Origin of the sequence: Sporosarcina sp. E16_8, assembly GCF_017347095.1 — a bacterium.
Taxonomy (GTDB): Bacteria; Bacillota; Bacilli; order Bacillales_A; family Planococcaceae; genus Sporosarcina.
Window position 1 is genome coordinate 78157 of sequence record NZ_JADPRZ010000008.1, and the last position, 23841, is coordinate 101997.

At 39.0% G+C, this 23841-nt stretch carries 22 protein-coding genes and 1 pseudogene; 14 read left to right on the top strand and 9 right to left on the bottom strand.

The genetic code is table 11. The annotated features are described in order from the left end of the window. Nucleotides 1-5: 5 nt before the first annotated feature. Entirely contained in the window at nucleotides 6-413 is a 408-nt protein-coding gene (locus I2484_RS08745) for a DUF4395 domain-containing protein (protein ID WP_207150651.1), read from the bottom strand. Between the two features lie 338 nt (nucleotides 414-751). Between I2484_RS08745 and I2484_RS08750 the strand changes: the two genes are divergently transcribed. Further along, nucleotides 752-1642, top strand: a complete 891-nt coding sequence (locus I2484_RS08750; protein ID WP_207150652.1) for a DMT family transporter — start codon at nucleotides 752-754, stop codon at nucleotides 1640-1642. Between the two features lie 185 nt (nucleotides 1643-1827). Here I2484_RS08750 and I2484_RS08755 read toward each other — a convergent pair whose 3' ends face one another. Next, complete coding sequence (locus I2484_RS08755; RefSeq protein WP_207150653.1) at nucleotides 1828-1983, bottom strand: DUF1540 domain-containing protein; 156 nt, start codon at nucleotides 1981-1983, stop codon at nucleotides 1828-1830. Nucleotides 1984-2194: 211 nt separating this feature from the next. Between I2484_RS08755 and purU the strand changes: the two genes are divergently transcribed. Next, nucleotides 2195-3079 carry a formyltetrahydrofolate deformylase gene (gene purU, locus I2484_RS08760; protein ID WP_207150687.1) on the top strand — a complete coding sequence of 295 codons (885 nt, stop codon included), beginning with the start codon at nucleotides 2195-2197 and terminating at the stop codon, nucleotides 3077-3079. Between the two features lie 181 nt (nucleotides 3080-3260). Here the strand turns inward: purU and I2484_RS08765 are convergent, their stop codons facing one another. Further along, on the bottom strand, nucleotides 3261-3620 hold the full coding sequence (locus I2484_RS08765; protein WP_207150654.1) for a collagen-like protein: 360 nt from the start codon (nucleotides 3618-3620) through the stop codon (nucleotides 3261-3263). 76 nt (nucleotides 3621-3696) lie between these two features. Here I2484_RS08765 and I2484_RS08770 point away from each other — a divergent pair. The 4 genes and pseudogenes from I2484_RS08770 to I2484_RS21770 all read left to right on the top strand — a co-directional run. Continuing rightward, a pseudogene (locus tag I2484_RS08770) lies at nucleotides 3697-4072 on the top strand (galactitol-1-phosphate 5-dehydrogenase); the annotation flags it as partial. 46 nt (nucleotides 4073-4118) lie between these two features. Next, nucleotides 4119-4385, top strand: a complete 267-nt coding sequence (locus I2484_RS08775; protein ID WP_207150656.1) for a phosphocarrier protein HPr — start codon at nucleotides 4119-4121, stop codon at nucleotides 4383-4385. Next, the gene (ptsP, locus tag I2484_RS08780) at nucleotides 4385-6100 is read left to right on the top strand and encodes a phosphoenolpyruvate--protein phosphotransferase (protein WP_207150657.1); all 1716 of its coding nucleotides are present in this window, start codon (nucleotides 4385-4387) and stop codon (nucleotides 6098-6100) included. The genes I2484_RS08775 and ptsP overlap by 1 nt, the downstream gene beginning before the upstream one ends. A gap of 269 nt (nucleotides 6101-6369) precedes the next feature. Beyond that, nucleotides 6370-7113: a 3D domain-containing protein gene (locus I2484_RS21770; RefSeq protein ID WP_207150658.1), complete on the top strand. Its 744-nt coding sequence runs from the start codon at nucleotides 6370-6372 to the stop codon at nucleotides 7111-7113. A gap of 54 nt (nucleotides 7114-7167) precedes the next feature. On the opposite strand, the gene nspC is transcribed toward I2484_RS21770, so the two are convergent. From nspC to speD, 6 genes are all read right to left on the bottom strand, one after another. After that, nucleotides 7168-8304 carry a carboxynorspermidine decarboxylase gene (nspC, locus tag I2484_RS08790; protein ID WP_207150659.1) on the bottom strand — a complete coding sequence of 379 codons (1137 nt, stop codon included), beginning with the start codon at nucleotides 8302-8304 and terminating at the stop codon, nucleotides 7168-7170. Nucleotides 8305-8317: 13 nt separating this feature from the next. After that, nucleotides 8318-9517, bottom strand: coding sequence for a saccharopine dehydrogenase family protein (locus tag I2484_RS08795; RefSeq protein ID WP_207150660.1), 1200 nt, complete (start codon nucleotides 9515-9517; stop codon nucleotides 8318-8320). Between the two features lie 171 nt (nucleotides 9518-9688). Next, the gene (speB, locus tag I2484_RS08800; RefSeq protein ID WP_207150661.1) at nucleotides 9689-10534 is read right to left on the bottom strand and encodes an agmatinase; all 846 of its coding nucleotides are present in this window, start codon (nucleotides 10532-10534) and stop codon (nucleotides 9689-9691) included. Further along, complete coding sequence (gene speE / locus I2484_RS08805) at nucleotides 10524-11375, bottom strand: polyamine aminopropyltransferase (protein WP_207150662.1); 852 nt, start codon at nucleotides 11373-11375, stop codon at nucleotides 10524-10526. Before speE ends, speB begins: the two co-directional genes overlap by 11 nt. Continuing rightward, complete coding sequence (locus I2484_RS08810; protein WP_207150688.1) at nucleotides 11372-12799, bottom strand: aminotransferase class I/II-fold pyridoxal phosphate-dependent enzyme; 1428 nt, start codon at nucleotides 12797-12799, stop codon at nucleotides 11372-11374. The genes speE and I2484_RS08810 overlap by 4 nt, the downstream gene beginning before the upstream one ends. Before the next feature lie 44 nt (nucleotides 12800-12843). Next, complete coding sequence (gene speD, locus I2484_RS08815; protein ID WP_255551242.1) at nucleotides 12844-13674, bottom strand: adenosylmethionine decarboxylase; 831 nt, start codon at nucleotides 13672-13674, stop codon at nucleotides 12844-12846. A gap of 1194 nt (nucleotides 13675-14868) precedes the next feature. Here speD and I2484_RS08820 point away from each other — a divergent pair. The 8 genes from I2484_RS08820 (at nucleotide 14869) to I2484_RS08855 (ending at nucleotide 23832) form a co-directional block, all read left to right on the top strand. Then, nucleotides 14869-15858, top strand: a complete 990-nt coding sequence (locus tag I2484_RS08820) for a YecA family protein (RefSeq protein WP_207150663.1) — start codon at nucleotides 14869-14871, stop codon at nucleotides 15856-15858. A gap of 143 nt (nucleotides 15859-16001) precedes the next feature. After that, on the top strand, nucleotides 16002-16940 hold the full coding sequence (locus tag I2484_RS08825; RefSeq protein ID WP_207150664.1) for an MBL fold metallo-hydrolase: 939 nt from the start codon (nucleotides 16002-16004) through the stop codon (nucleotides 16938-16940). Between the two features lie 56 nt (nucleotides 16941-16996). Beyond that, nucleotides 16997-17464 (top strand): GNAT family N-acetyltransferase, encoded by a 468-nt coding sequence (locus I2484_RS08830; RefSeq protein WP_207150665.1) that lies wholly within the window; start codon nucleotides 16997-16999, stop codon nucleotides 17462-17464. Between the two features lie 20 nt (nucleotides 17465-17484). Further along, nucleotides 17485-18174, top strand: a complete 690-nt coding sequence (locus tag I2484_RS08835; protein WP_207150666.1) for a copper homeostasis protein CutC — start codon at nucleotides 17485-17487, stop codon at nucleotides 18172-18174. A gap of 601 nt (nucleotides 18175-18775) precedes the next feature. Continuing rightward, nucleotides 18776-20578, top strand: coding sequence for a glutamine--fructose-6-phosphate transaminase (isomerizing) (gene glmS, locus I2484_RS08840; RefSeq protein WP_207150667.1), 1803 nt, complete (start codon nucleotides 18776-18778; stop codon nucleotides 20576-20578). 700 nt (nucleotides 20579-21278) lie between these two features. Further along, entirely contained in the window at nucleotides 21279-21911 is a 633-nt protein-coding gene (locus tag I2484_RS08845; protein ID WP_207150668.1) for an FMN-binding negative transcriptional regulator, read from the top strand. 259 nt (nucleotides 21912-22170) lie between these two features. Then, nucleotides 22171-22518: an ArsR/SmtB family transcription factor gene (locus I2484_RS08850; protein ID WP_207150669.1), complete on the top strand. Its 348-nt coding sequence runs from the start codon at nucleotides 22171-22173 to the stop codon at nucleotides 22516-22518. A gap of 15 nt (nucleotides 22519-22533) precedes the next feature. Beyond that, the gene (locus I2484_RS08855; RefSeq protein ID WP_207150670.1) at nucleotides 22534-23832 is read left to right on the top strand and encodes an arsenic transporter; all 1299 of its coding nucleotides are present in this window, start codon (nucleotides 22534-22536) and stop codon (nucleotides 23830-23832) included. Nucleotides 23833-23841 lie beyond the last annotated feature (9 nt).

Genomic DNA, 23841 nt, shown 5'->3' on the forward strand with positions numbered 1-23841 from the left:
ATTACTTAATTACGTCGATAACTCCATTGTTGGTATTGGAAGCGTACAAAGCAACCTATGCAAAAACCTAGAATTGCGATGAGTGCAGCTAGGCCAACCATCATCGTAGCAATATTAAATAATATAATCCAATTCAATAAAAAACTCACGTTTGCAACGAATAGAAATCCGACAGCCAACCATTGGTTAAATCGTAACTGCGAGTAGTCTTCCTGAATATATTGATTAGCTGGTCTAGCTAAAAATCGCTTTACAAGTACTAAAATCGGATGGAATCCCGTTAATAAACTTGAAAGATTCGCGATTAATGGAATGAGTAAAATCCAAGCTGACTGTGTTAGTAGTGAAATAATTACAGTCAAAACAATCGTCCATTGATTCGCCATTACCAAAGGTTTTGGTATTGTCTTCATATTAAAACCTACTATTCTAATTGGATTTTATACTATTATATGTTATGGTGACCGGATTGTACATTAGGAGGGATAAAAGCAGTGTAAAGGGGCTCCCATAACTTCTTAATGTAAAGTAGAATCGGTTTTTGGTATTTATCTAAAATTGAAGTTCAAGGTCTCCATACGTAATAGAGAGCTCAACTATATTTCGACTGGCTTTAATTTTCCAACCTATTCAGTGTATTTTATAGTTATACTTTCTTCCTTTATTAGTCAAAATGACAGAATTGAGTTTAAGGACAACTATCAGCCCTAGATGTACATAGCTGAAATTTTGTTTTGGAAAGGATTACTGTATGAATAAAAAAGCTTTTTTACTTGCGCTGTTTACAGTCATTGTATGGGGATCAGGGTTCGCCGCTATACGAGCTAGTTTGCTAGGTGGCTATTCACCGGGCCATTTGGTACTTACTCGCTTTTTAATCGCATCCAGCGTGTTCGCCATTTATGCACTCTGGCCTGGGACTACATTCCGATTACCTAGAAAAGAGGATATACTTAAGATAAGTGTACTTGGGTGGATTGGAATTAGTGTTTATCACTGGGGAGTTACATATGGGGAAGTGACGGTTTCAGCAGGTACCGCAGGAATGTTCATTGCTTCTGCTCCTGTTTTCACTGCATTGATAGCTGTCATTTTTCTGAAAGAACGGTTAAGTACTCTCGGTTGGGTGGGAATGTTTGTTGGGATTATCGGGATTTTTCTCATTACAATTGGATCTGAGGGAACATCTTTCACTATTTCAAAAGGAGTTATTTTCATTTTAATCGCATCTGTTGCAACATCCGCTTTCTTCGTTTTCCAAAAACCATTATTGAGAATTTATCGTCCAATAGAATTAACCGCATACTTCACTTGGGCAGGGACACTGCCATTTTCAATTTACTACCCAGGTCTCCTACAAAGCATTCAAGGGGCGACAATCGAAGCAAATTTTTCGACTATATATCTGGGGGTTTTTCCTGCGGCGATTGCTTATGTTGCATGGGCTACGGCACTTTCATTGGGTGAAACGGGCTCTGTTGCAAGTATGTTATATGCTGAACCTGTTGTCGCCATTATTGTCGCGTTGCTATGGTTGCAGGAATTTCCAAGTATCTTGTCTATTATAGGAGGCATTGTCGCCATTGTAAGTGTTATCATTGTCAATTGGATTGGCATTAAACGTCGGCCCGTCTTACGATAGATGGATACCATATGAGCGACAGAATCCATTTGGCGGTAGTAACTGTTTTGCAAATTGTAAATTATTCAAGAAAATGAAAGACGCCAGATTCCAAAACAGTTCCGAGTTGTTTTAGAATCTGGCGCTTTCCATTGTGAATGATACTAGGCTTGAACTAAATTACTGATTTTCGAAAACGTCGTTATTCAATCTCTTGGCACGAATGTTTTGCAATCCGTTTCTTCGCTACTAGTTGCCTTTTTACCTTTTTGGCTGACTACGTAGATAGAATTCGCTTTACATTTGTTTCCCGGACCCCAATACTTACAGTTGCTCACTTCACAAAGAATTTCTTGAGCCATAGTATCACACCTCCTTTTTGTTATGATGAACAGAAACAGGAGGATTGATACTTTAATTCTTTAACAAGCACCTATTTATAGAACTATCTTGATTTGTTAAAAGTAAGTTGTAGTGCAAACATTGCGTAGTCGTGTAGTATGACGGATACTATTAACGAGCACGATTAATATTAGGAGATGTTCAGAAATGTCTATAAAAAAAGAAGTTGAAATGAAACTGAAACAACGTGGAAATAAAAGAGAAAACCGGGGGCGGCTGTTAGTGAAATGTCCGGATAAACCGGGAATTGTATCAATGTTGTCGACGTTTTTGCTTAATCATGATTCAAATATTATTGAATCAAGTCAGTATTCAAATGATCCGGAAAAGGGTAACTTTTTTATTCGAATGGAGTTTTACTGTGAAAACTTGAAAGAAAAGTCAGCACAATTGGAAAGTGAGTTTGAGGCGATCGCTACCAGTCATTCTATGGATTACCACTTTGCTTATGAAAATGAGCGGAAGCGGACAGCCATTTTTGTTTCAAAAGAGACGCATTGTTTGATGGAACTTTTGTGGGAATGGCAAAATGGCGATTTAGACACTGATATTGTCGTCGTTGTAAGTAATCATGAGGACGCGCGAGGGGTGGTCGAATCTTTAGGAATTCCTTTTCACTATATACCGGCCAATAAGGATATCCGTAAACAAGTTGAAGAAGAACAGATTCGCCTAATGGAGGAATATGGTGTTGATTTACTAGTACTTGCTCGTTATATGCAAATTCTCACGCCTGATTTTGTCGGTCATTTTCAGCATCGGATCATCAATATTCACCACTCTTTCTTGCCGGCGTTTATCGGAGCCCGACCATATGAACGTGCATATGAACGTGGCGTGAAGCTTATAGGGGCTACATCCCACTATGTAACGAATGATCTTGACGAAGGTCCGATAATTGAACAGGATATCGAGCGAGTGGATCATCGAGATGACGTAATTGATTTGAAAAAAATCGGCAGTCGCATTGAGCGGCGCGTTCTTGCAAAAGCTGTAAAGTGGCATCTTGAGAATCGGATTATTGTTGAAGATAACAAAACGATTGTGTTTCATTAATTAGAGTTTAGCTTTTGGTACAGTTTTGAATAGTGAAGGAATCTAGATTGCTTAGCACACGGTATCTGTATTTTAGTAAATGGAAAGACAAAATAAATAAGGCCAATTTCTCACATAAACACGAATGATTACAACTTCGTGTTTAAGGGAATTGGTCCTTTTTTTGTTTTGTGAATGATTCCTATGTGCACTGAAAAGATACGATTCTATCCAATTCTATTCTCCATGGAATCCATGCATAGCCATCCCATTTAAAACCAGTTGTTGTCATATAATCGATGTATGTTGGATGAAACCAAAAAGAAGTCCGGTTTACGAGCCGTAGGTAAGTATCTCGATATAAGCAACCACGTAACGCGCCTGGATCTATGGAAAGTGGTCCCGTTTGTTGTTTTGGAATAGTAGATGGTGGTGCATTAGTCGGTGCAGCACCTTGTTTCGTAAATTGAACTGATTCTTGATTTTTTGGATAATGTGGCTGTCCAAAGGGGAACTCCGAGTTATTGGGATTGTGCGGGACTGAAAATTGATCATCAGACATAATTGAACACCTCCTTTATCGATACATACCTAGTAATATATGTGAGAATCGTATATTAGGAACCAGTTAGAAAAGTGGTCGAGGTGTTGATGTAGCAACCGAATCGGCAGATTCAGCTATCACGTCTGCACAAGTACTTGCTTTACCTAAAAAGGGTGGGGAAGTCGTCTTTATGTGAATCCCATATGGAGATGTTCCAAATTGAACGCTTTTGTTTCGAAAAAATAGTTAGAAATGAATTAATTGTATTGGGTATATGGAATGCTATTTCTGCCCCATTCCCAGGTAATGAATGGAATATATCGGTTCATTATATGAGTACAGGGCAAATAAACGTGAAACCGATGATAACACATCGATTACAATTAAATGAAGCGCCAGAAATAATTAATAAAATTGTCAAAAGAGACGGTTTTTTTGGAAAGGTCCTTTTCTATCCCGACTCAAAATGATAAGCTGAGTAGGTAAGTATTAATTTAATGAAGGAGTTTGATTTAAATGGTTGAAAAACAATTTATAGTTACTGATGAGCAGGGGATCCATGCACGACCCGCATCAATATTAGTAAGTACAGCTACCAAATTCAAATCCGATATAAATTTGATTTACAATGAAAAAAATGTCAATTTAAAATCAATTCTTGGCGTAATGTCTTTAGGAATTGGTTTAGGTGGAGAATTTAAAATTAGCGCTACTGGAATCGATGAACAGGATGCCCTTAACGAACTTGAAGAAGCGTTGAAAAATGGAGGACTGACTAACTAATGAGCCTACTTCATGGGATTTCTGCATCAAATGGAATTGCGATAGCAAAAGCATACCGTTTTGTTGAGCCAGATCTATCTTTCAGTAAAAAAACTGTTGAGGACATTCCGGAAGAACTTGCACGTTTTCAGTCAGCTGTCTCTATTTCGAAAAGTGAGTTAGAGTCAATTCGTGATACCGCTGCAAAAGGACTTGGTGCAGATGAAGCAGCAATCTTTGACGCACATATATTAGTTTTACTTGATCCGGAGCTACTGACTTCAATTGAGGATAAAATTAAAGCAGATCATGTGAATGCTGAACATGCACTCAAAGAAACGTCAGATATGTTTATAACAATGTTTGAGCAAATGGATAATGAATATATGAGAGAACGGGCTGCGGACATTCGTGATGTTGCGAAACGTTTACTATCACATTTGCTAAATGTTGAAATTGTGAATCCAAGCATGATTACTGAAAAAGTAATTATTATCGCGGAAGATTTAACACCATCAGACACGGCACAGTTAAATCGTGAATTTGTAAAAGGTTTTACAACTAATATTGGTGGAAAGACTTCCCATTCTGCGATTATGGCGCGTACATTGGAAATTCCTGCTGTTGTAGGCACGAAGGAAGCGACCAAGCTTATCCAGGACGGTGACATCATCATTGTTGATGGCTTTAAAGGAGAGGTTCATATTAATCCTACTCCGGATGTCATTGCTACATACGAAAATGAACAATTGAAGTATGAGCAACAAAAGGCAGAATGGACAAAGCTAGTGGATGAAAAAACAACAACTGCTGATGGACATCTTGTTGAGTTAGCTGCAAATATCGGCACCCCGGAAGACTTAGAGGGAGTCATTAATAATGGTGGAGAAGGAATCGGATTATACAGAACTGAATTTTTGTATATGGGTAGAAACCAACTCCCAACTGAAGAAGAGCAGTTTGAGGCTTATAAGAAGGTTCTACAGGGAATGTCAGGTAAGCCGGTCGTTGTTCGGACACTTGATATTGGCGGGGATAAAGAACTCCCTTATTTAAATCTCCCTAAAGAAATGAATCCATTTCTAGGACTTCGTGCCATCCGTTTATGTTTGGAAGAGCAGGATATCTTCAGAACGCAATTAAGAGCACTATTAAGAGCCAGTTCATATGGGAATCTGAAAATCATGTTCCCGATGATTGCAACTCTTGATGAATTCCGCCAGGCGAAAACCATTTTGGAGGAAGAGAAACAAGAACTCCTAACTAAAAATATTGATGTTTCTACTACTATTGAGGTTGGTATCATGGTAGAAATCCCTTCCACTGCAATTCTAGCAGATCAGTTTGCGAAGGAAGTTGATTTCTTTAGTATTGGAACAAATGATTTAATCCAATATACGATGGCTGCTGATCGCATGAATGAACGCGTTGCCTATTTATATCAACCTTATAATCCAGCAATTCTAAGGTTGGTCAAGATGGTGATTGACGCCTCACATAAAGAAGGTAAATGGACTGGAATGTGTGGGGAAATGGCGGGGGATGAAATCGCTATTCCTTTACTGTTAGGTCTAGGTCTTGATGAATTCTCTATGAGTGCCACTTCGATTTTAAAGGCCCGTACTCAGATACTGAAATTGAACAAGAGTGATATGGTAGAACTTGCAAATGAAGCCTTACAGATGTCTACAGCCGAGGACGTAGTTCAAGCAGTTATGACCCGTTACAACTTATAACCCAAAAGAGTAAATGAAAACAACCATTCATATTTGAATGGTTGTTTTTTTTATTGCGTATCTTGAACATTATGTAAGTGGATCCAGTCGCTAAAATGATAATAATATAATTTTCATAAAACAAAATAGTAGTTGTGTTACAATATGGTCTCTTTTTATTTAATTAGATTGTTTATTTTTAACAGATTCGGGGCAATACTTGAGAATACAAATTACGGATGGCAGATTAGTATATGCTGTCGTAGTTGATTTGAAGGAGGGGACTTTTATTGAAAATAAAAATTTTTCTGTTAGCCACACTTTTGGCATTTTCTACTTATTCATTAACACATGCATCGACATTTGCAGAACCTCTTGTAAGTGGGGATGCTATATCCAATTCACATGAAGCAGAAACAACTTTGGATGAATATGAAGAAATTGACTTGCTTGCTCCGGGAGAAGTAGATAAAGAATTGAGCGTGGACAATCCACCAGTTAAGACAATTCCGAAGCCGCAAGGCTATACGGTAGCCATAGGAGATAATTTGTATAGAATTGCACTCAATCATTCAATTTCCCTAGACTCTCTTAAAATGTGGAACAGCCTTGAAGGAGAATTAATACACCCAGGTGATGTATTGATTGTCAGCGGAAATATAGAAGACGCAGGAACTGTTGAATCTGAGTCAGATACAATTACGGCTGCATTCGTGCCAACGCCACCACCACCTGCAAGCGATGGGAAAGAGATGCTGGTTACTGCAACAGCCTATACAGCGTACTGTACGGGATGTTCAGGAACTACCGCTTACGGCATTGACTTACGTGCTAATCCAAATCAGAAAGTAATTGCAGTTGATCCGAAAGTTATTCCGCTTGGTACAAAAGTTTGGGTGGAAGGCTATGGAGAAGCGATTGCTGGAGATATAGGAGGAGCCATTAAAGGAAATAAAATTGATGTCTTCATTCCTTCTTATAATAATGCGATGGAGTGGGGAGTCAAAAAAGTGAAACTAAAAGTACTTAATTAATAAAGAAAGGCTGTGCAAAAAATAGTGTTTTTTTGCACAGCCTTTTCATTCAGGTTAAGATAAACGGCTTCTAAAATCGTCATAGCCAAATTGTTTAATCACTTTAATACCATCATTAACGGTATTTAAGACGATAGAAGGTAAGTTAACGCCATTAAATGTATTGTTTTTCACCATCGAGTAGTGGCCCATATCACAAAAGACAAGTTTATCGCCAGGCTTTAAAGGTTCATCAAAAGAGTAATCACCAATGACGTCGCCAGCGAGACAAGTCGGCCCACCAAATCGATAGGTGTAAGCCTTTTCGTTCGGCATTCCTGCACCAATGATTTCAGGTCGATAAGGCATCTCAAGTACATCAGGCATATGACATGCTGCCGAGGTATCTAAAATAGCAATCGGCATACCGTTGTGGAGGGTGTCTAAAACAGTCGCAATAAGATAGCCAGTATTCAATGCGACAGCCTCGCCAGGCTCTAAATACACTTGAACACCGTATTTATTCTTCATAAACATGATCGAACGGATAAGCGTTTCAATATCATAATCGGATCTTGTGATATGATGCCCACCGCCAAAGTTAATCCACTTCATATTTTTAATGTATTCCCCGAACTTTTCATCGACAACTTGCACGGTGCGCTCCAGCGTATCAGAGTTTTGTTCGCACATGGTGTGGAAGTGTAAGCCATCGATACCTTCAAGCTGGTCCGCTTCAAAATTATCAAGCGTAACGCCAAACCTTGAATGTGAAAAACATGGATTATACATATCGACTTCGATTTCAGAGTACTCAGGATTAATGCGAAGTCCAATATCTATTTGCTTTGGATTGCTTTTAACTTTTTCTTTGAATTGATTATATTGTTGAAACGAATTAAAGACGATGTGATCTGAATAGGAAAGAATCTCATCAAACTCCGTTTCAGAAAAAGCTGGAGCATAGGTGTGTACTTCCTTGCCCATTTCTTCGTAGCCCAGTCTCGCTTCGTGTACGGAACTGGACGTTACGCCATTCAAGTATTCACCCATTAACGGATAAACAGAGAACATCGAAAATCCTTTTTGAGCAAGAAGAATCTTGCAGCCCGTCTGATCAATAACAGACTTCATTTTTTCCAAGTTTTTAATAAGCAATCCTTCATCCACTACATAACAGGGAGAGGGGAGTGCATTCACATCAATATTCAATTTCAAGCCCTCCTCAGTCAATTAATTCAGGATTGAAGCTTTCCTGCCATGGTAGCCCGTATTTGTTGAGTGCTTCCATGAATGGATCTGGATTGAACTCTTCGATATTGTGTACGCCAGGATTCTTCCATTTACCAGTCATCACAAGCATAGCACCGATCATTGCAGGGACACCCGTTGTATAAGAAATCGCTTGTGAACCAACTTCTGCATAGCATTCTTGGTGATCACAAACATTATAGACATAATACGTTTTTTCTTCGCCGTCTTTGATCCCTTGGAAAATACAGCCGATATTCGTTTTCCCTACTGTCCTAGGTCCAAGAGAAGAAGGGTCAGGCAAGATCGCTTTCAAGAATTGAAGTGGAACAATTTCTTTTCCTTCGAAAATAATCGGCTCAATAGAAGTCATACCAACGTTTTCAAGCACTTTTAAGTGATTCAAATAGTTCTCAGAGAAGGTCATCCAGAAACGAATCTTTTTGATACCTGTAATATTGAGTGCAAGAGATTCCAATTCCTCATGATGTAATAAATAAACATCTTTAGGACCGATTTCAGGAAGGTCATAGACGCGTTTGATAGATAGTGGTTCGGTTTCGATGAACTCACCATTTTCAAAGTAGCTTCCATTAGCTGTGATCTCACGAATGTTAATTTCAGGATTAAAGTTTGTAGCGAACGGATAGCCATGATCACCAGCATTTGCATCCACAATGTCAATTGTATGAATTTCATCAAAGTGATGTTTTAGTGCGTGTGCAGAGAAGACACCTGTAACGCCCGGATCAAAGCCACTTCCAAGTAGTGCCGTGATACCTGCTTTTTCAAAACGTTCTCTGTACGCCCATTGCCAGCTGTATTCAAACTTAGCTTCGTCAAGAGGTTCGTAGTTTGCTGTATCGACATAGTCAACGCCAGTAGCAAGACATGCATCCATAATCGTTAAATCCTGGTATGGCAATGCAACGTTTATGACAATATCTGGTTGGAATTTATTAATAAGTTCAATCAGTTCTTCCACATTGTCAGCATCTACTTGAGCCGTTTGAATTTTAGTACGGCCGCCGTCCAATTTATCTTTTAACGCATCACATTTAGAAACTGTACGACTTGCGATACAGATTTCTTCGAATACGTCAGGAACCTGACAACATTTATGAACAACTACTCCTGCAACTCCACCAGCACCAATAATTAAAGCTTTTCCCATAATGAACACCCGCCTATAATATAGTTTTTTTAGTTATATAAGTTGAAATAGAGAATTCCATTGAATACGATACGGCGCTTAGGGCCCCGGCTACCCCTTTTATGGCGCTTACGCTCAGTTAGTACATGTAGCAAAACACCATACCCGAGTGCCTAGTTGCTGGCACCAAATTCAAATTGCCAACAGCAATTCGCGTAAAACTTTACATGCAACGGCTGTGGAAACACCGCTTTGATCATAAATTGGAGACAGCTCATTTACATCGCAAGCGACAATGTTGAGGCCGCTTACTGTTAGTATGGCATTCAGTAATTCCATAAAGCTGACACCGCCCGCCTCAGGTGTTCCTGTACCAGGAAATACAGAAGGGTCCAGTACATCCAAATCAATAGTTAAATAAACTGGTTTTCCTTTAAGCTTTTCAACGATTTCTTCTAATCCGTCGAAGTTAAACTTGTTCGTAAACACATGGTCTTGACCCCATTGGAATTCACTTCGGTCTCCAGAGCGGATACCGAATTGGAAGATCTTATCATCTCCGAGCAAGTCCCATACTCTGTGAATAACTGTTGCATGAGAAAGGGTTTCACCAAGATAGTCCTCACGTAGATCAGCATGTGCATCAAATTGGATGACATGAAGGTCAGGATGTGTTTTTGCAACAGCGCGCATTGCACCGAGTGTTACTAGATGTTCTCCGCCAATCATGCAAGGGATTTTGCCGTCTTCTAAAATTCGAGTTGTAAAATCTTCGATTTGTCCCAATGCTCTTGACGTGTTTCCGAAACTTAATTCTAAATCGCCCCCATCAAATACAGCGATATCCTCTAAGTCTTTATCCTGATAGGGGCTATACGTTTCAATACCAAACGATTCACCACGCATTGCTTTGCTGGCGAAGCGTGTACCTGGACGAAATGAAGTTGTAGAGTCAAAGGGAGCGCCGAAAATAACGATTTTCGACTCGTCGTACTCATTGTCACAGCCAATAAATGTCTCAACGTTTCTATTCAACATCTTTTAATTGCTCCTTTACATAGTTTGGAAGTGCAAATGAACCAACATGAATATCTGTATTGTAATACCTTGTTTTCAAGTCAAGGTCATTCCACGCTGTTGCATCCAAATCTAAAATGGGGTCGAATTTCTTTGATGCAAAACCAAACAACCAGTGACCGGATGGGTAAGTCGGCATATGAAATTGATAAACTTTACAAACAGGGAAGAAGCCTACAATTTTTTGATGTGCTTTTCTCATACCAAGTGCATCTTCAGCGTAAAAAGGACTTTCATGCTGATTCACAAGAATACCATCCTCTTTCAGCGCTTTATAGCAGTTTCCATAAAATTCCTTTGTGAATAACCCTTCACCTGGACCGAATGGATCTGTCGAGTCTACGATGATTAAATCATAGTCATTTTCGATTCTACGAACAAATTTTAGCCCGTCTTCAAAGTAGAGATTAACCCTCGGATCATCTAGTTTTGAAGCAGTCTGCGGTAAAAACTCCCTACAGACATCGACAACCATTTTATCAATTTCAACCATGTCGATTTGTTCAATAGTTGGGTAAGCAGTCAGTTCACGGATTGTTCCGCCATCACCGGCTCCAATGACTAGTACTTTTTTTATAGCCGGATTGGTTGCCAGTGCTACATGCGTAATCATCTCGTGATAAATAAATTCATCTTTTTCAGTACACATTACGAGTCCATCAAGTGTGAGAATTCGACCAAACTCCAACGTTTGTAAAATATCGATTTTTTGGAAGTCACTTTTACCAGTGTAAATGTGCTCTTCCACTTCCAATGAAAAACGGACATTAGGCGAATGATTTTCTGTATACCATAAATTCATTCCACGAACTCCTTCAACACATTAATATTTGCAATGTCGCTGTCTTCAGTACCCGTCAAGAAACAACCTTTATCTTTGGAGTATTGAATGAAATCTAAAATTTCCTCAGTAATCCGTTCACCAGGCGCCAAAATCGGGATGCCTGGGGGATAACACATAACGAATTCACTGGAAATATAACCAGCGCTCTCCGAGATGGGCAATTTTTGCTTTGGTGCATAAAAGGCTTCTTGGGGCGTTAAAGCAACTTGCGGACGAATGTATTCATGGATGAAAACGCTGTTTTTATCCTGAGAATAGCGGCGTTTTATTTCAGCGAGTGCTGCAACTAACCGTTCCAGATCTAGGTGTCTGTCACCGACAGAAATATAGGCCAAAATATTACCGATGTCGCCAAATTCAATTTGAATATCATACTCATCTCGAAGAATATCATAGACTTCAATTCCAGCTAAGCCAATATCACGGGTATCTACCGAAAGTTTCGTGACATCAAAGTCAAAAATAGTATCTCCATTAATCAATTCTTTCGAATAGGCGTAATAGCCGCCAATTTTATTAATTTCAGTTCTTGTATAGTATGCCATTTCGGCAACTTTTTGGAAAATCTCCTTACCATTAAGTGCTAAATTTCTTCTCGAAATATCCAAAGAGGAAAGTAGTAAATAGGAACCACTTGTCGTTTGCGTCAAATTGATAATCTGCCTCGTATACCCTTCGCTGACATCATTATTTATCAACAAAAAAGAGCTTTGTGTCAATGAACCGCCGGATTTATGCATACTAACGGATGCCATATCAGCACCAACTGACATGGCAGAAGCGGGAAGGTTATCCCCAAAGTAAAAATGTGTACCGTGGGCTTCGTCGACAAGGACGAGCATATCGTGTTGATGTGCAAGATCGGTAAGAGCTTGCAGGTCTGAACAAATCCCATAATAGGTAGGATTGTTGATGAGGATGGCTTTAGCATCCTTATGTTCCAAGATGGCTTCTTTTACATCTTTTAAAGCCATCCCTAAAGCAATACCAAGTTCACTATGCACGCCTGGATTTACATAGACGGGAACAGCACCGCTTAAAATAAGAGCATTAATCGCACTACGATGTACGTTGCGAGGCATTATGATTTTATCCCCAGCTTTACACGCAGTCATGATCATTGCCTGTACTGCCGATGTGGTCCCATTGACCATGAAAAAGGCATGCTTGGCATTAAATGCTTGTGCTGCTAATTCTTCCGCTTCTTTAATAACCGAAACAGGATGGCAGAGATTATCAAGCGGTTTCATGGAATTGACATCCATAGACAGGCATTGTTCACCTAAAAACGCGGCTAATTCAGGATTACCTCTTCCGCGTTTATGTCCAGGAACGTCAAAAGGAACGACGCGCATTGATTTGTATTGATTTAGCGCCTCCATTATGGGGACTTTCTGTTGCAGAAAATTTGTCACGTAATCACCCCTTATTCATCTATATTAGAACCATTAAAAATTTCAGTCATCTCTTTGCGCAACATGGTTGTTATTTCGAGCCTTTCATTAAGTGGCAGCTCAGAGACATCCGTATTGAACAAATAGTTCTGTAGGTTTATGTCTTTAATAAGTAGTTTTGTATGAAATATATTGGATTGGTGTACATTGATATCTTTCCAATCGTATTTCAGCAATGTATGGCTGTCAATATAATCCCGAATAGAGTCAATCGCATGATCTATATACAGCTTTACGCCTTCCATATTGCGTGTGAATCCACGTACTCTGTAATCAGTCGTAATAATGTCTGAGTCGAAACTACCGATCAGATAATCAAGTGCATTCAATGGGGAAATTGTGCCGCACGTTGAAACATCAATATCGACTCGAAAAGTAGCGATCGAATTATCAGGATGATATTCCGGATACGTGTGGACGGTAACGTGACTTTTATCCAGGTGACCTACGACTGTTTTTCGAGTTCCTAAAATAGTCAGTTCACCTTGATTGCACGATTCATCAATCAAGGTGACTGGAAAGGATTCCTCCGAAATAAGAATCGTCACACTTGCACCTTGTGGATCGTAATCCTGTTTACTGACATTCAAGACATGTGCCCCGATTATTTCTGTCACTTCGTACAGAATACTGGTTAATCTATCCGAATTATATTGCTCATCAATATAAGCAATATATTCACTTTGCTCCCGCTCACTTTTCGCATAGCAAACATCATAGATGTTGAAGCTAAGAGTCTTTGTGAGGTTGTTAAAGCCATAAAGCTTCAGCTTATTTTCCAACCCTACCATCACGCCTTTCATGTAAAACAAATCTTATTATAAAGTATAACATTTCTTAGTCAATAAAATTTAATCTTGATATGTCGAAGCTAAGAATTCCATTGAATTCGCTGCGGCGCAAGGGGATGCCTCTCGCCCTAAGCCAAGCAGCTTCGACGCCAGTCTTAGGGCTTCGGCTGCCCCATGTAAGGCGCATTCGCTTTGTTAATGTAGTTATTCATTTGTTCAACATATTCAGGTAAATAAAGTAGTAGGTATTCACTAGGACTGCATAAGTGTTGCAGTAGAAAAAAGTGGTGCTGCTTTGAGAATTGATTAATTACTTGCGAAAAAATGCCCCTAATTAGTAGCAAGGAAACGACGACTAAATCAGTTACCTATACCATTAAAAGGAGCTTAATGAAAAGTGTAAACTAAAGTTTAATCTTTCGTCAATAGTTTTTAAATTTAGTGTTTGTGGACTGTGAAAAAAAGGGGATAAAAAATAGGTCGAAAATATGTGAAGAAAAATGGGTGGTTACTATTTCCGTTATAATTTCACTCGTAAATAGTTACTTATTAGTAAAATTAAATCTTGGGCCATAGGGTGATTCCAAAACGTGAGGAGATTGTTTACTTGGGAAACTAATGTGGATGATTATTTCTCCAGGGTATTTTTTGTATCGAGAGTTAGCTTATTTTAAAGAAGAATTGGAGTTAGATAATTTCTCTGTTACGTAAAAAGGCGGGATATTTTCTTTTTTGTTTTCAGAAAAATACGACATATTGATAAGGTGTATCCATTCCGTTTTTAGTACATACGCTAATGAGTGAGTATGAAACGGAGGGAATATAACTTGATAGATATTGTGAATTTACAGGCGAATGTTGAGGATCATAGAAGACAAATAAAACCTAAGAGAATGACAAGCGGAGAGAAACGAGTTCTTTCACTGCAAAAAGAGGACAGACGACTTAATGGGCAAAAGCCCTGACAGTCGTTTTTTATTGACTATTATTAAAGGAAGCATGCCTTAGTATAGTTGAGAATCAGTTCTTTTGATGTGCTTTTTAAGAACAGATTCTTATCTGGGAATGATTTCTGAAAAAATACCGTAAATACTCACGCTATAGACGGGTAAACCAAACTGGCAAACTAGAAATGAACACTTATTATTTTTGTATAGACATGTTAGACTTAAATGTATTCTTATTTAATTAAAAGGACGTGTTTGTATGGTTGGACGTAATGATCCATGTCTCTGTGGCAGTGGAAAAAAGTATAAAAAATGTTGTGAATCAAAAGCGACATTTTCAATAGAAGAAGTGCAATCGGAAGAGCTAGAAAGAATTTTGCAAGTTTTTTATGAAGAGTATCCAAAGAAACGCGACTTAAATGAATTCTTGAGCTTAGTAAAAAAATGGAGCGAGCCGCTCAATAAGTATTTAGTTGATGAAATGATTGAAGCGATTGTCATGGATGAATTCTTTTTCCATCATAAACCGGACATTTGGAAGAACTATATGGAAAAACAACGGAAAAACATTATCCGTCCATCTGTAGTGAATGTCTTAGAAACATGGTCTGATCCACGTGTCTTCATTGGCGAAGTAGTAGCTGTGGACGCTACTAATATGTCGGTTAAAAACATTTTGGAGGATGAAACGATACTATTACGACGTGAAAGCGAAAAGCCTGTCCCAGTTGGCGTCCATGTGTATTGCTTCATTTTACCAGACGGCTCATCGAAAGATAATCACTATTTGGCGGTTTCAAGCTTGATTTTCTTCCCAACTGATCATACAAAAGCATTCGTGCAATTTGCGAAGCAATTTGAATCACAAAAAGAACAAACTGTTTCTGTATTTTTAAAAGAAAATGGAATTGCATTTTGGAAACTACTTGGTGAGGATGGTTATGACGGCGGGGAATTTACCAACTTTGAATCGGGTGTACTCCAAAAGGCAATCGAGTTTTTAGAGAAAAATGACCGAGAATCTGATAAGCTAATAGAAATAATAGAAGATTATTTGGTAGAGCAGCAGCCGAATGCACGAAAAGAAGTTGCTATTGCGGCTGGAGCGATTCGATTTGGCCAAGAAAACGCCTTATTTGAACCACTTCTGATAACTGTAAAAGAGATTGCCGAATGGTTTGAAGTCTCTACCTCTTCATTGAATAAATATTATAATGATTTAAATGTGTATTATATTAGCAAGGACTGATCCATATTTATAGTAAAGAACATCTCACTCATTGGAATGGGATGTTTTTTGTTTGTCAATAGTAGACGAATTTTGAGATAACTCCGATAATTGCTGATATACTAAAATAAACTCTTTCAAAAAATCATTGGGGGGCTTGCATGATGCATGAGAAAGATTTTATTCAACTAAACGACAGAATCTACTTAATAGATGGATTTGATTTGGGTGTACCTGAACGGACGGGAACCTATGTTTTTAATGAAGAAGAATTGACACTTGTAGATACTGGTCCAAGTCCGTCGATTAAGTATGTGAAACAGGGATTAGAAGCGTTGGGATTCTCGCTAGACCAAGTGAAGTATATCATTGTGACGCATATCCACTTGGATCACTCCGGAGGGGCTGGATTACTCATTCAAGAATGCCCGAATGCTACCGTTGTTGTACATCCGAGAGGGGCAAGGCACTTGGCTGAACCAGAAAGATTGGTTGCCGGAGCCAAGGGAGTCTATGGGGAAAGGTTTTCTGAACTGTTTGATCCAATTATTGCCATCCCTCAAGAGCGCTTGCTCGTTAAAAATGAAGGAGCTACCTTGAAAATCAGCCCGACATGTACACTAAGGTTTTTGGATACCCCAGGACATGCGAAACATCACTTTAGTATATATGATCCGGTCAGTAATGGCATGTTTACCGGAGATACAGTCGGAATTCGCTACGAGCAATTGATTCGCGATGGTGTCGATTTGTTTCTACCTTCTACTTCACCAAACCAATTTGATCCAGAGGCGATGCAGCGGGCCATTAACCGTATGCTTCGGATGCATCTCGATTGTATTTACTTTGGACATTTTGGCATGACCACCAACCCAAACAAAGCCCTTCGACAAGTATCCGAGTGGCTTGATGTTTTCGTAGAGGAGGCGGAAGCTGTCGTTGCCGAGCAAAAAGGTCATGAAGTACTTGCGCAACGACTTTTTGACCGAGTAAGGGGATACCTTAGGGAGATGGAAGTTCCTGATGACCATGAGGTGTATGGTTTAATTGAAGTAGATTTGCATGTCAGCTCAATGGGAATGCTTGACTATTTTCGAAGATGAATACATAGAACTTTCTAGTAATTACATTAGCACTGTTTTGGAGAGGGATAGACTATATGAAACTACGTTTTTATAATCCGGAATTTGATAAGCTTATTGAAAAATATACATTAACCGACGAGCAGCTACGATTTACTGGAACGCCTAAAGATGCTATTGACCTTTCGAATGCTGAACAGAATCGATATTCGATTTTAGCATTAAAAAACGAGCAACTGGTAACGTTCTTTAGCCTACATAGGGGGGAAGGGGTTAAGCCTTTTTCTCCTAATGACAACGCTATATTAATTAGAAGTTTTTCAACTGATTTCCATCAGCAAGGCAAAGGCTATGGGAAGAATGCATTGATGCTTACACCGGGATTTATTAGAAGCTATTTTAGTGGTATTGATGAAATCGTACTTGCTGTAAATGTTAAAAATGAGATTGCCCAAGCTTTGTATAAAAACTGTGGCTATATTGATAAAGGCGTTCGAGAGATGGGTAGGAGTGGTGAACTCATTGTGATGAGTTACCACTTGTAGGAATAGGAGGAGTAATCAATATGATGTTAGAAATTATTGCTACAAGTTTGGCAGATGCAATTGCCGCAGAACATAGTGGTGCCGATCGATTGGAACTTTGCGTAGCTTTGTCTGAAGGTGGGCTAACGCCAAGTTTGGGACTGGTGGAAGCAGTGGTTGCAGGTGTCAATATTCCAGTGCATGTAATCATTCGTCCGCATAACCGAACTTTTCACTATGATGACAATGATTTAGCTGTAATGATAGCCGATATTCGCCATATTAAACGTGCAGGAGCTGCGGGAGTCGTTATTGGAGTACTAACTGAGGAACGCAAAGTGAATACGGGAGCCTTATCACGTTTGTTAGAGGAAGCTGGGGAGATGAAAGTCACTTTCCACCGTGCATTTGATGAAATAGAAGATCAGTTGGAAGCGTTAGAAGTTATTGCTCGTTACCCACAGATTCAGCGGATTTTGACTTCGGGAGGACAAGCGCCAGCGCCAGAAGCTGCTGAACAACTTAAAAGGTTGGTGGACAAGTCTAAAAATACGTCTGTACAAATTTTAGCGGGGAATGGGATGAACCCTGAAAAACTGTCTGAATTGGTGTCTGCAACTGGACTAGAAGAAGTTCATTTTGGTTCGGCTGTTCGTGTAAATCGAAGTTTCATGTATCCGATTGATCCAGCTGTTATTACTGCGATAAAAAGCGAGCTAGCGGATAGTTAGTTTTTGAAAAAACATAAAATTGTGCCTATAAACATCGGAATTACGGCAATTGAATAAAGGACAAGTAATCAGCCATTTTACGCTTATGACTGATTTTTTTGTTTTGCCAAAAACTGTTGTGATTCCACTATCACTCTGCATACTTTAGTGTGTAGGGGGAGTTTTTGAATTAAACCTGTGCTATCAGAGAATCAATTATCAACCGAGTCTCACGCAGTTATTTATTGACAAGAAAATACTAAGTTCTGTAAGATAATAAAGTTGATTCATAGCTACTAGTAATAGATAGGCTATTGGTCACCGCGTGAATAGGAGTGAAAACCACGCGTTAAACGTAAATCGGAAAACAGTTAAAGCGCCAGTGCTGAAGAAATCGGACGTTACTAATTTTCAGCAGACGAGGTGGAGGAGTATCGAATTTTCGGCGGAAGCCTCCCGATCGCAATTGCCCGGTTGTAATTTTGCTAGTAAATCATTTGAGCAATCAAATGGACAAAGGAGCAAAAAGGCAAATAGTTCAAGTGATATGCAAGTACACTTCGCTAATTCAGCTGAGGTGTAGTTAAGTGTTGCTTATTTTGCAGACATCGGAGGAATAAATATGTGCGGAATAGTAGGATATATTGGTGAGTTAGACGCTAAAGAAATTCTGGTAAAGGGACTTGAAAAATTAGAATATCGTGGTTATGATTCAGCAGGAATCGCCCTTGGTAATGAAGTTGGTCTTACTGTTGTGAAAGAAAAAGGACGTGTTGCGGACCTACGTTCAGCAGTGGATTGGACTATCCACTCAACTACTGGAATTGGTCATACGCGCTGGGCCACACATGGAGTACCGAACCAAACGAATGCGCATCCTCATCAGAGTACATCCAATCGTTTTTCACTTGTGCATAATGGCGTTATTGAGAATTATCAACAACTACAAAAAGAGCATTTACATGATGTTCAAATGAATTCTGATACGGATACAGAAGTTATCGTACAGCTTGTTGAAAAATTCACAAAAGGCGGCATGAAAACTGAAATAGCATTCCGTCATACTTTATCTCTGCTTCAAGGATCTTATGCGATTGCTATGTTAGATGCAGATGAAACAGACGTAATCTTCATCGCAAAAAATAAAAGTCCACTTCTCGTAGGAATTGGCGAACATTTCAATGTCGTTGCATCTGATGCTATGGCAATGCTGCAAGTCACCGATCAATATGTCGAATTACATGATAAAGAAGTTGTCATTCTCCGCAAGGAAGCAATTGAAATTAGTACATTGGATGGCGTAATTATTGAACGTACACCCTATACGGCTGAGCTAGATATGAGCGATATTGAGAAGGGCACATATCCTCACTTTATGTTAAAAGAAATTGAGGAACAGTCGGGTGTTGTTCGTAAAATTATTCAAAAGTATGAAGATGAGCATGGCGAGCTAACGATAGACACTGATGTCTTAACTGCTATAAATGAAGCAGACCGTCTTTACATTATTGCAGCAGGAACAAGTTATCACGCCGGTCTAATCGGTAAGCATTATTTTGAAAAAATCGCAGGTATCCCAGTAGAAGTGCATATCTCAAGCGAATTCGGTTATAATATGCCGCTTTTATCAGATAAACCGTTATTCATTTTCATTACACAATCGGGTGAGACTGCTGACAGCCGCCAAGTATTGGTGAAAATAAAAGCGTTAGGCTATCCAAGCGTTACGATAACAAATTCCCCAGGTTCTACACTTTCTCGTGAAGCAGACCACACGTTACTGTTACATGCGGGTCCAGAAATTGCCGTAGCTTCGACAAAAGCTTACACAGCGCAAGTAGCAGTTCTTGCCATCGTTGCCTATGTTGCAGCGAAAGAACGAGGGGAAACAGTTGTTATTGACTTGAAGAGGGAGCTTGCCATTGCGGCAAATGCTATTCAAACTCTTGTTGATTCAAAAGCAGAAATGAAGCAAATCGCTCATGAATTCTTAGCAGTCTCGCGGAATGCTTTCCTCATCGGGCGTAACCTTGACTATTATGTTAGCTTAGAAGGCGCACTTAAAGTAAAAGAAATCTCTTACATTCAAGCAGAAGGCTTTGCCGGCGGGGAACTAAAACACGGTACGATAGCATTGATTGAAGAAGGAACACCTGTCTTTGCACTTGTTACACAAAAAACTGTGAGTTTAAATATTCGTGGAAATGTAAAAGAAGTCGTCGCAAGAGGAGCCAACCCTTGCATTATTTCAATGGAGGGATTGGAAGAAGAGGGTGATTGTTTAGTCTTGCCAAAAGTGCATGCATTACTCACCCCGCTTGCAGCTGTGATTCCAATGCAGTTAATCAGCTATTATGCCGCTCTTTACAGAGGCTGTGATGTTGACAAGCCACGCAATCTAGCAAAATCAGTTACGGTTGAATAACGGAATTAACTAATGAAATCAATTGTTGTGAAGAGATAATAAAGATGTAAATCAAAATGGATTCACCCTATTTACCGTAAAATGTATATTTTCGAACGAACTTTATTTCAAAGCTATAGATTGTTTACATTTGAAATAGAAGTAAAGCGTTAATAAAAAAGATACAACGTTTTATCCCTTTAGATATAATTGTCTAAAGGGCTTTTTATATTTAAGAGAAAAATAACATCTATATAGTCGGCAATTAACAAATAGAATGTTTTTCCTACATCGCATAGTCGCTTGGTGATGGCCTTACGCAGTAAGCCTGGCAGAAAGAACACTGTCAGTCTATTGCTTCGGCTCACACTTGTCGCTCCTTCGCTAGACTTGTTCTTTATATTGGTGAAGTATACCGCCTAGTTAATTCTAAATAAGTAGTGCCGAATATATAACATAGAAAAATGAAATAAAGATTTTCAAACTTCAATTAATCGTATAATATCTACTAATTTAGTAATTGAGTTACGTAAAAGAATATACGGTTCTCGCTTAACGAAACTGCATAAATGTAGGGTGGGCTACATCCAAATTTACGCCTGTGGAGTGTTAAACCAACCGTGGTAGTGAGCAACTGGCGAGGCGGGGTACATAGAAGCAGGAAACCGTCTAGCGTAGAAAAACAAATACGTTTTTCTATGTTTTTAGTAATAGCTGAATCATGTATATACCTAAGTATTTTAAAGTCACAGACGTAGATGAAATTAAAGAATTTGTTCAAGAGAATTCATTTGGAACTATTGTTACAACAAAAAAAAGTAAACCAATTGCTAGTCATTTACCTTTGGCGTTATATAAAAAAGGAGATGATTATTATATTACTGGACACATGGCTTATGGGAATCCGCAGTGGAGAACATTAGATAGTTGTGATGATGTACTAGTTATGTTCCAGGGGCCTCATGCTTATATTTCTTCCTCTTGGTACGGGCATGAAAATGTTCCAACATGGAATTATCAAGCAGTGCATGTATATGGCACAGCTAGCATTCTAGATGAGGAGGAGTTAAAACAAGACCTTATCATGATGCTACAAAAATACGAGAAACATCGTCAAAATAAGGTTCTATGGGACAAGCTTTCTCCTCAGTTAGTAGAAAAAGAACTAAAAGGGATTGTTGGATTTAAGATTAAAGTACAAGAAATTCAAGCTGCATATAAATTAAGTCAGAATCGTAATGAGGAAGATTACCTTAACATCGTTGACAAACTGTATAAGGAAGAAGATCTGAGTTCCCAACAAATGGCGAATGTCATGAAGAAGAGAGTGAAGAATGACGGGGATTCTGATTAATGTGTCGAGAACTCCGATAACGGTGTGAAAATGTTCTTTTACTAAGCGTTGAATAATGCCACTTGAAAAACAGAATGGTATTATTCAACGCTTATCTAGCAAGTTCTGCAAAATACAAACAACAAACCGGAATAATATCTTTTGGTGATATCCTCACTAATTTTTTTCAAAGTATAGCCCAATTTAATTAAGTAAAGGAGAATAATCCACTTGCGAATATAAGTATATTCTTATATGATGATTTCGGGAGGGATAGTAGATGAATGAAACAGTAACTATTGATATTCAGCGAGCATCACAACTCTTAAAATTACTCGGAGATCCAACTCGTTTGACTATGATGCGGCTACTTAAGACGCATGAATGCTGTGTGTGTGAATTTGTTGAAATCTTTAATATGAGTCAGCCGGCGATCAGCCAGCACTTGCGTAAACTTAAGGATATTAAGGTAGTGAAAGAAGAACGTAGAGGGCAATGGATATTTTTCTCGATTAACAAAAATCATGAAGATTACCCGTTTATTCAAAGCATTCTTGAACAGCTTCCCGAACAGAATGAGTCTATAGCCAGACTGGAAGCGCAAGGGCTTAGAGTTTGCTGCAAGTAGGAAGGGGAAAAAGCGTTGGTTTCAGTAATAACGGCGTCATTGATATTCATCATTACACTTATTTTTGTTATTTGGCAGCCTAGAAATTTATCAATTGGATGGTCCGCCTGTATTGGGGCAATAATTGCTTTGTTAGTAGGAGTAGTTACTTTTCAAGACGTTATTGATGTAACTGGGATTGTCTGGAATGCTACACTGGCTTTCATTGCCATTATAATCATTTCATTAATATTAGATGAGATTGGATTCTTCGAGTGGTCGGCTCTACATATGGCTAGATTAGCCAAAGGCAGTGGGGTTCGCATGTTTATTTATGTCAGTCTGCTTGGTGCAGTCGTTGCTGCTTTGTTCGCAAACGATGGGGCTGCCCTTATACTAACGCCAATTGTACTTGCAATGGTACGAAATTTGAATTTTAATGAAAAAATGATTTTCCCATTCATCATGGCCAGTGGTTTTATTGCAGACACCACTTCGTTACCATTAGTTGTGAGTAACTTAGTCAATATTGTTTCGGCAGACTTTTTCGGTATTGGCTTTGTCGAATATGCATCCCGAATGATTGTACCCAATTTATTTGCTTTAGTTGCTAGTATTTTAGTGTTGCTGCTATTCTTCCGTAAAAGTATCCCTAAAAATTATAAAGTAGCAGAACTAAAACAACCGAAGGATGCTATCAAAGATATTAAGATGTTTCGACTGGCTTGGGTGATATTAAGCATGTTACTTATCGGGTATTTCTCAAGTGGATTTACAGGGCTTCCTGTTTCGATTATAGCTGGAATTACGGCGATATTCTTTATGATCATGGCACAAAGAAGTCCTGCTGTTCACACGAAACAAGTACTGAAAGGCGCACCTTGGGCAATCGTGTTCTTCTCGGTTGGGATGTACGTCGTCGTCTACGGATTGCGTAATGTCGGTCTGACTGGTGTATTGGCCGATGTCATTCAAATGGCTGCCAACCAAGGACTATTTGTAGCGACGATTTCGATGGGCTTTATTGCAGCGATCTTATCATCCATTATGAATAATATGCCTACCGTCATGATTAACGCGTTAGCCATATCAGAAACGACGACAACGGAGTCGATTCGAGAGGCTTTGATTTATGCGAATATCATCGGATCCGATTTAGGTCCAAAAATCACACCAATCGGTTCTTTGGCCACTTTATTGTGGTTGCATGTACTGTCTCAAAAAGGTGTGAAAATCTCTTGGGGTAGCTATTTTAAAATCGGTATACTCCTAACGGTACCTACACTCCTGATAACATTAATCGGACTGTATCTGTGGCTGTCGTTCATCCAGTAAAAAAAGGAG

Bases quoted from the DNA above. Each gene is read 5' to 3' on its own strand.
- I2484_RS08745 (WP_207150651.1), bottom strand. From the start codon at position 413: ATGAAGACAATACCAAAACCTTTGGTAATGGCGAATCAATGGACGATT.
- I2484_RS08820 (WP_207150663.1), top strand. From the start codon at position 14,869: ATGGTTGGACGTAATGATCCATGTCTCTGTGGCAGTGGAAAAAAGTAT.
- I2484_RS08825 (WP_207150664.1), top strand. From the start codon at position 16,002: ATGCATGAGAAAGATTTTATTCAACTAAACGACAGAATCTACTTAATA.
- I2484_RS08810 (WP_207150688.1), bottom strand. From the start codon at position 12,799: ATGGAGGCGCTAAATCAATACAAATCAATGCGCGTCGTTCCTTTTGAC.
- purU (WP_207150687.1), top strand. From the start codon at position 2,195: ATGAAACTGAAACAACGTGGAAATAAAAGAGAAAACCGGGGGCGGCTG.
- I2484_RS08835 (WP_207150666.1), top strand. From the start codon at position 17,485: ATGATGTTAGAAATTATTGCTACAAGTTTGGCAGATGCAATTGCCGCA.
- glmS (WP_207150667.1), top strand. From the start codon at position 18,776: ATGTGCGGAATAGTAGGATATATTGGTGAGTTAGACGCTAAAGAAATT.
- I2484_RS08845 (WP_207150668.1), top strand. From the start codon at position 21,279: ATGTATATACCTAAGTATTTTAAAGTCACAGACGTAGATGAAATTAAA.
- I2484_RS08765 (WP_207150654.1), bottom strand. From the start codon at position 3,620: ATGTCTGATGATCAATTTTCAGTCCCGCACAATCCCAATAACTCGGAG.
- I2484_RS08830 (WP_207150665.1), top strand. From the start codon at position 16,997: ATGAAACTACGTTTTTATAATCCGGAATTTGATAAGCTTATTGAAAAA.
- I2484_RS08755 (WP_207150653.1), bottom strand. From the start codon at position 1,983: ATGGCTCAAGAAATTCTTTGTGAAGTGAGCAACTGTAAGTATTGGGGT.
- I2484_RS08750 (WP_207150652.1), top strand. From the start codon at position 752: ATGAATAAAAAAGCTTTTTTACTTGCGCTGTTTACAGTCATTGTATGG.
- I2484_RS08850 (WP_207150669.1), top strand. From the start codon at position 22,171: ATGAATGAAACAGTAACTATTGATATTCAGCGAGCATCACAACTCTTA.
- speE (WP_207150662.1), bottom strand. From the start codon at position 11,375: ATGAATTTATGGTATACAGAAAATCATTCGCCTAATGTCCGTTTTTCA.
- I2484_RS08775 (WP_207150656.1), top strand. From the start codon at position 4,119: ATGGTTGAAAAACAATTTATAGTTACTGATGAGCAGGGGATCCATGCA.
- speB (WP_207150661.1), bottom strand. From the start codon at position 10,534: ATGTTGAATAGAAACGTTGAGACATTTATTGGCTGTGACAATGAGTAC.
- ptsP (WP_207150657.1), top strand. From the start codon at position 4,385: ATGAGCCTACTTCATGGGATTTCTGCATCAAATGGAATTGCGATAGCA.
- speD (WP_255551242.1), bottom strand. From the start codon at position 13,674: ATGAAAGGCGTGATGGTAGGGTTGGAAAATAAGCTGAAGCTTTATGGC.
- I2484_RS08795 (WP_207150660.1), bottom strand. From the start codon at position 9,517: ATGGGAAAAGCTTTAATTATTGGTGCTGGTGGAGTTGCAGGAGTAGTT.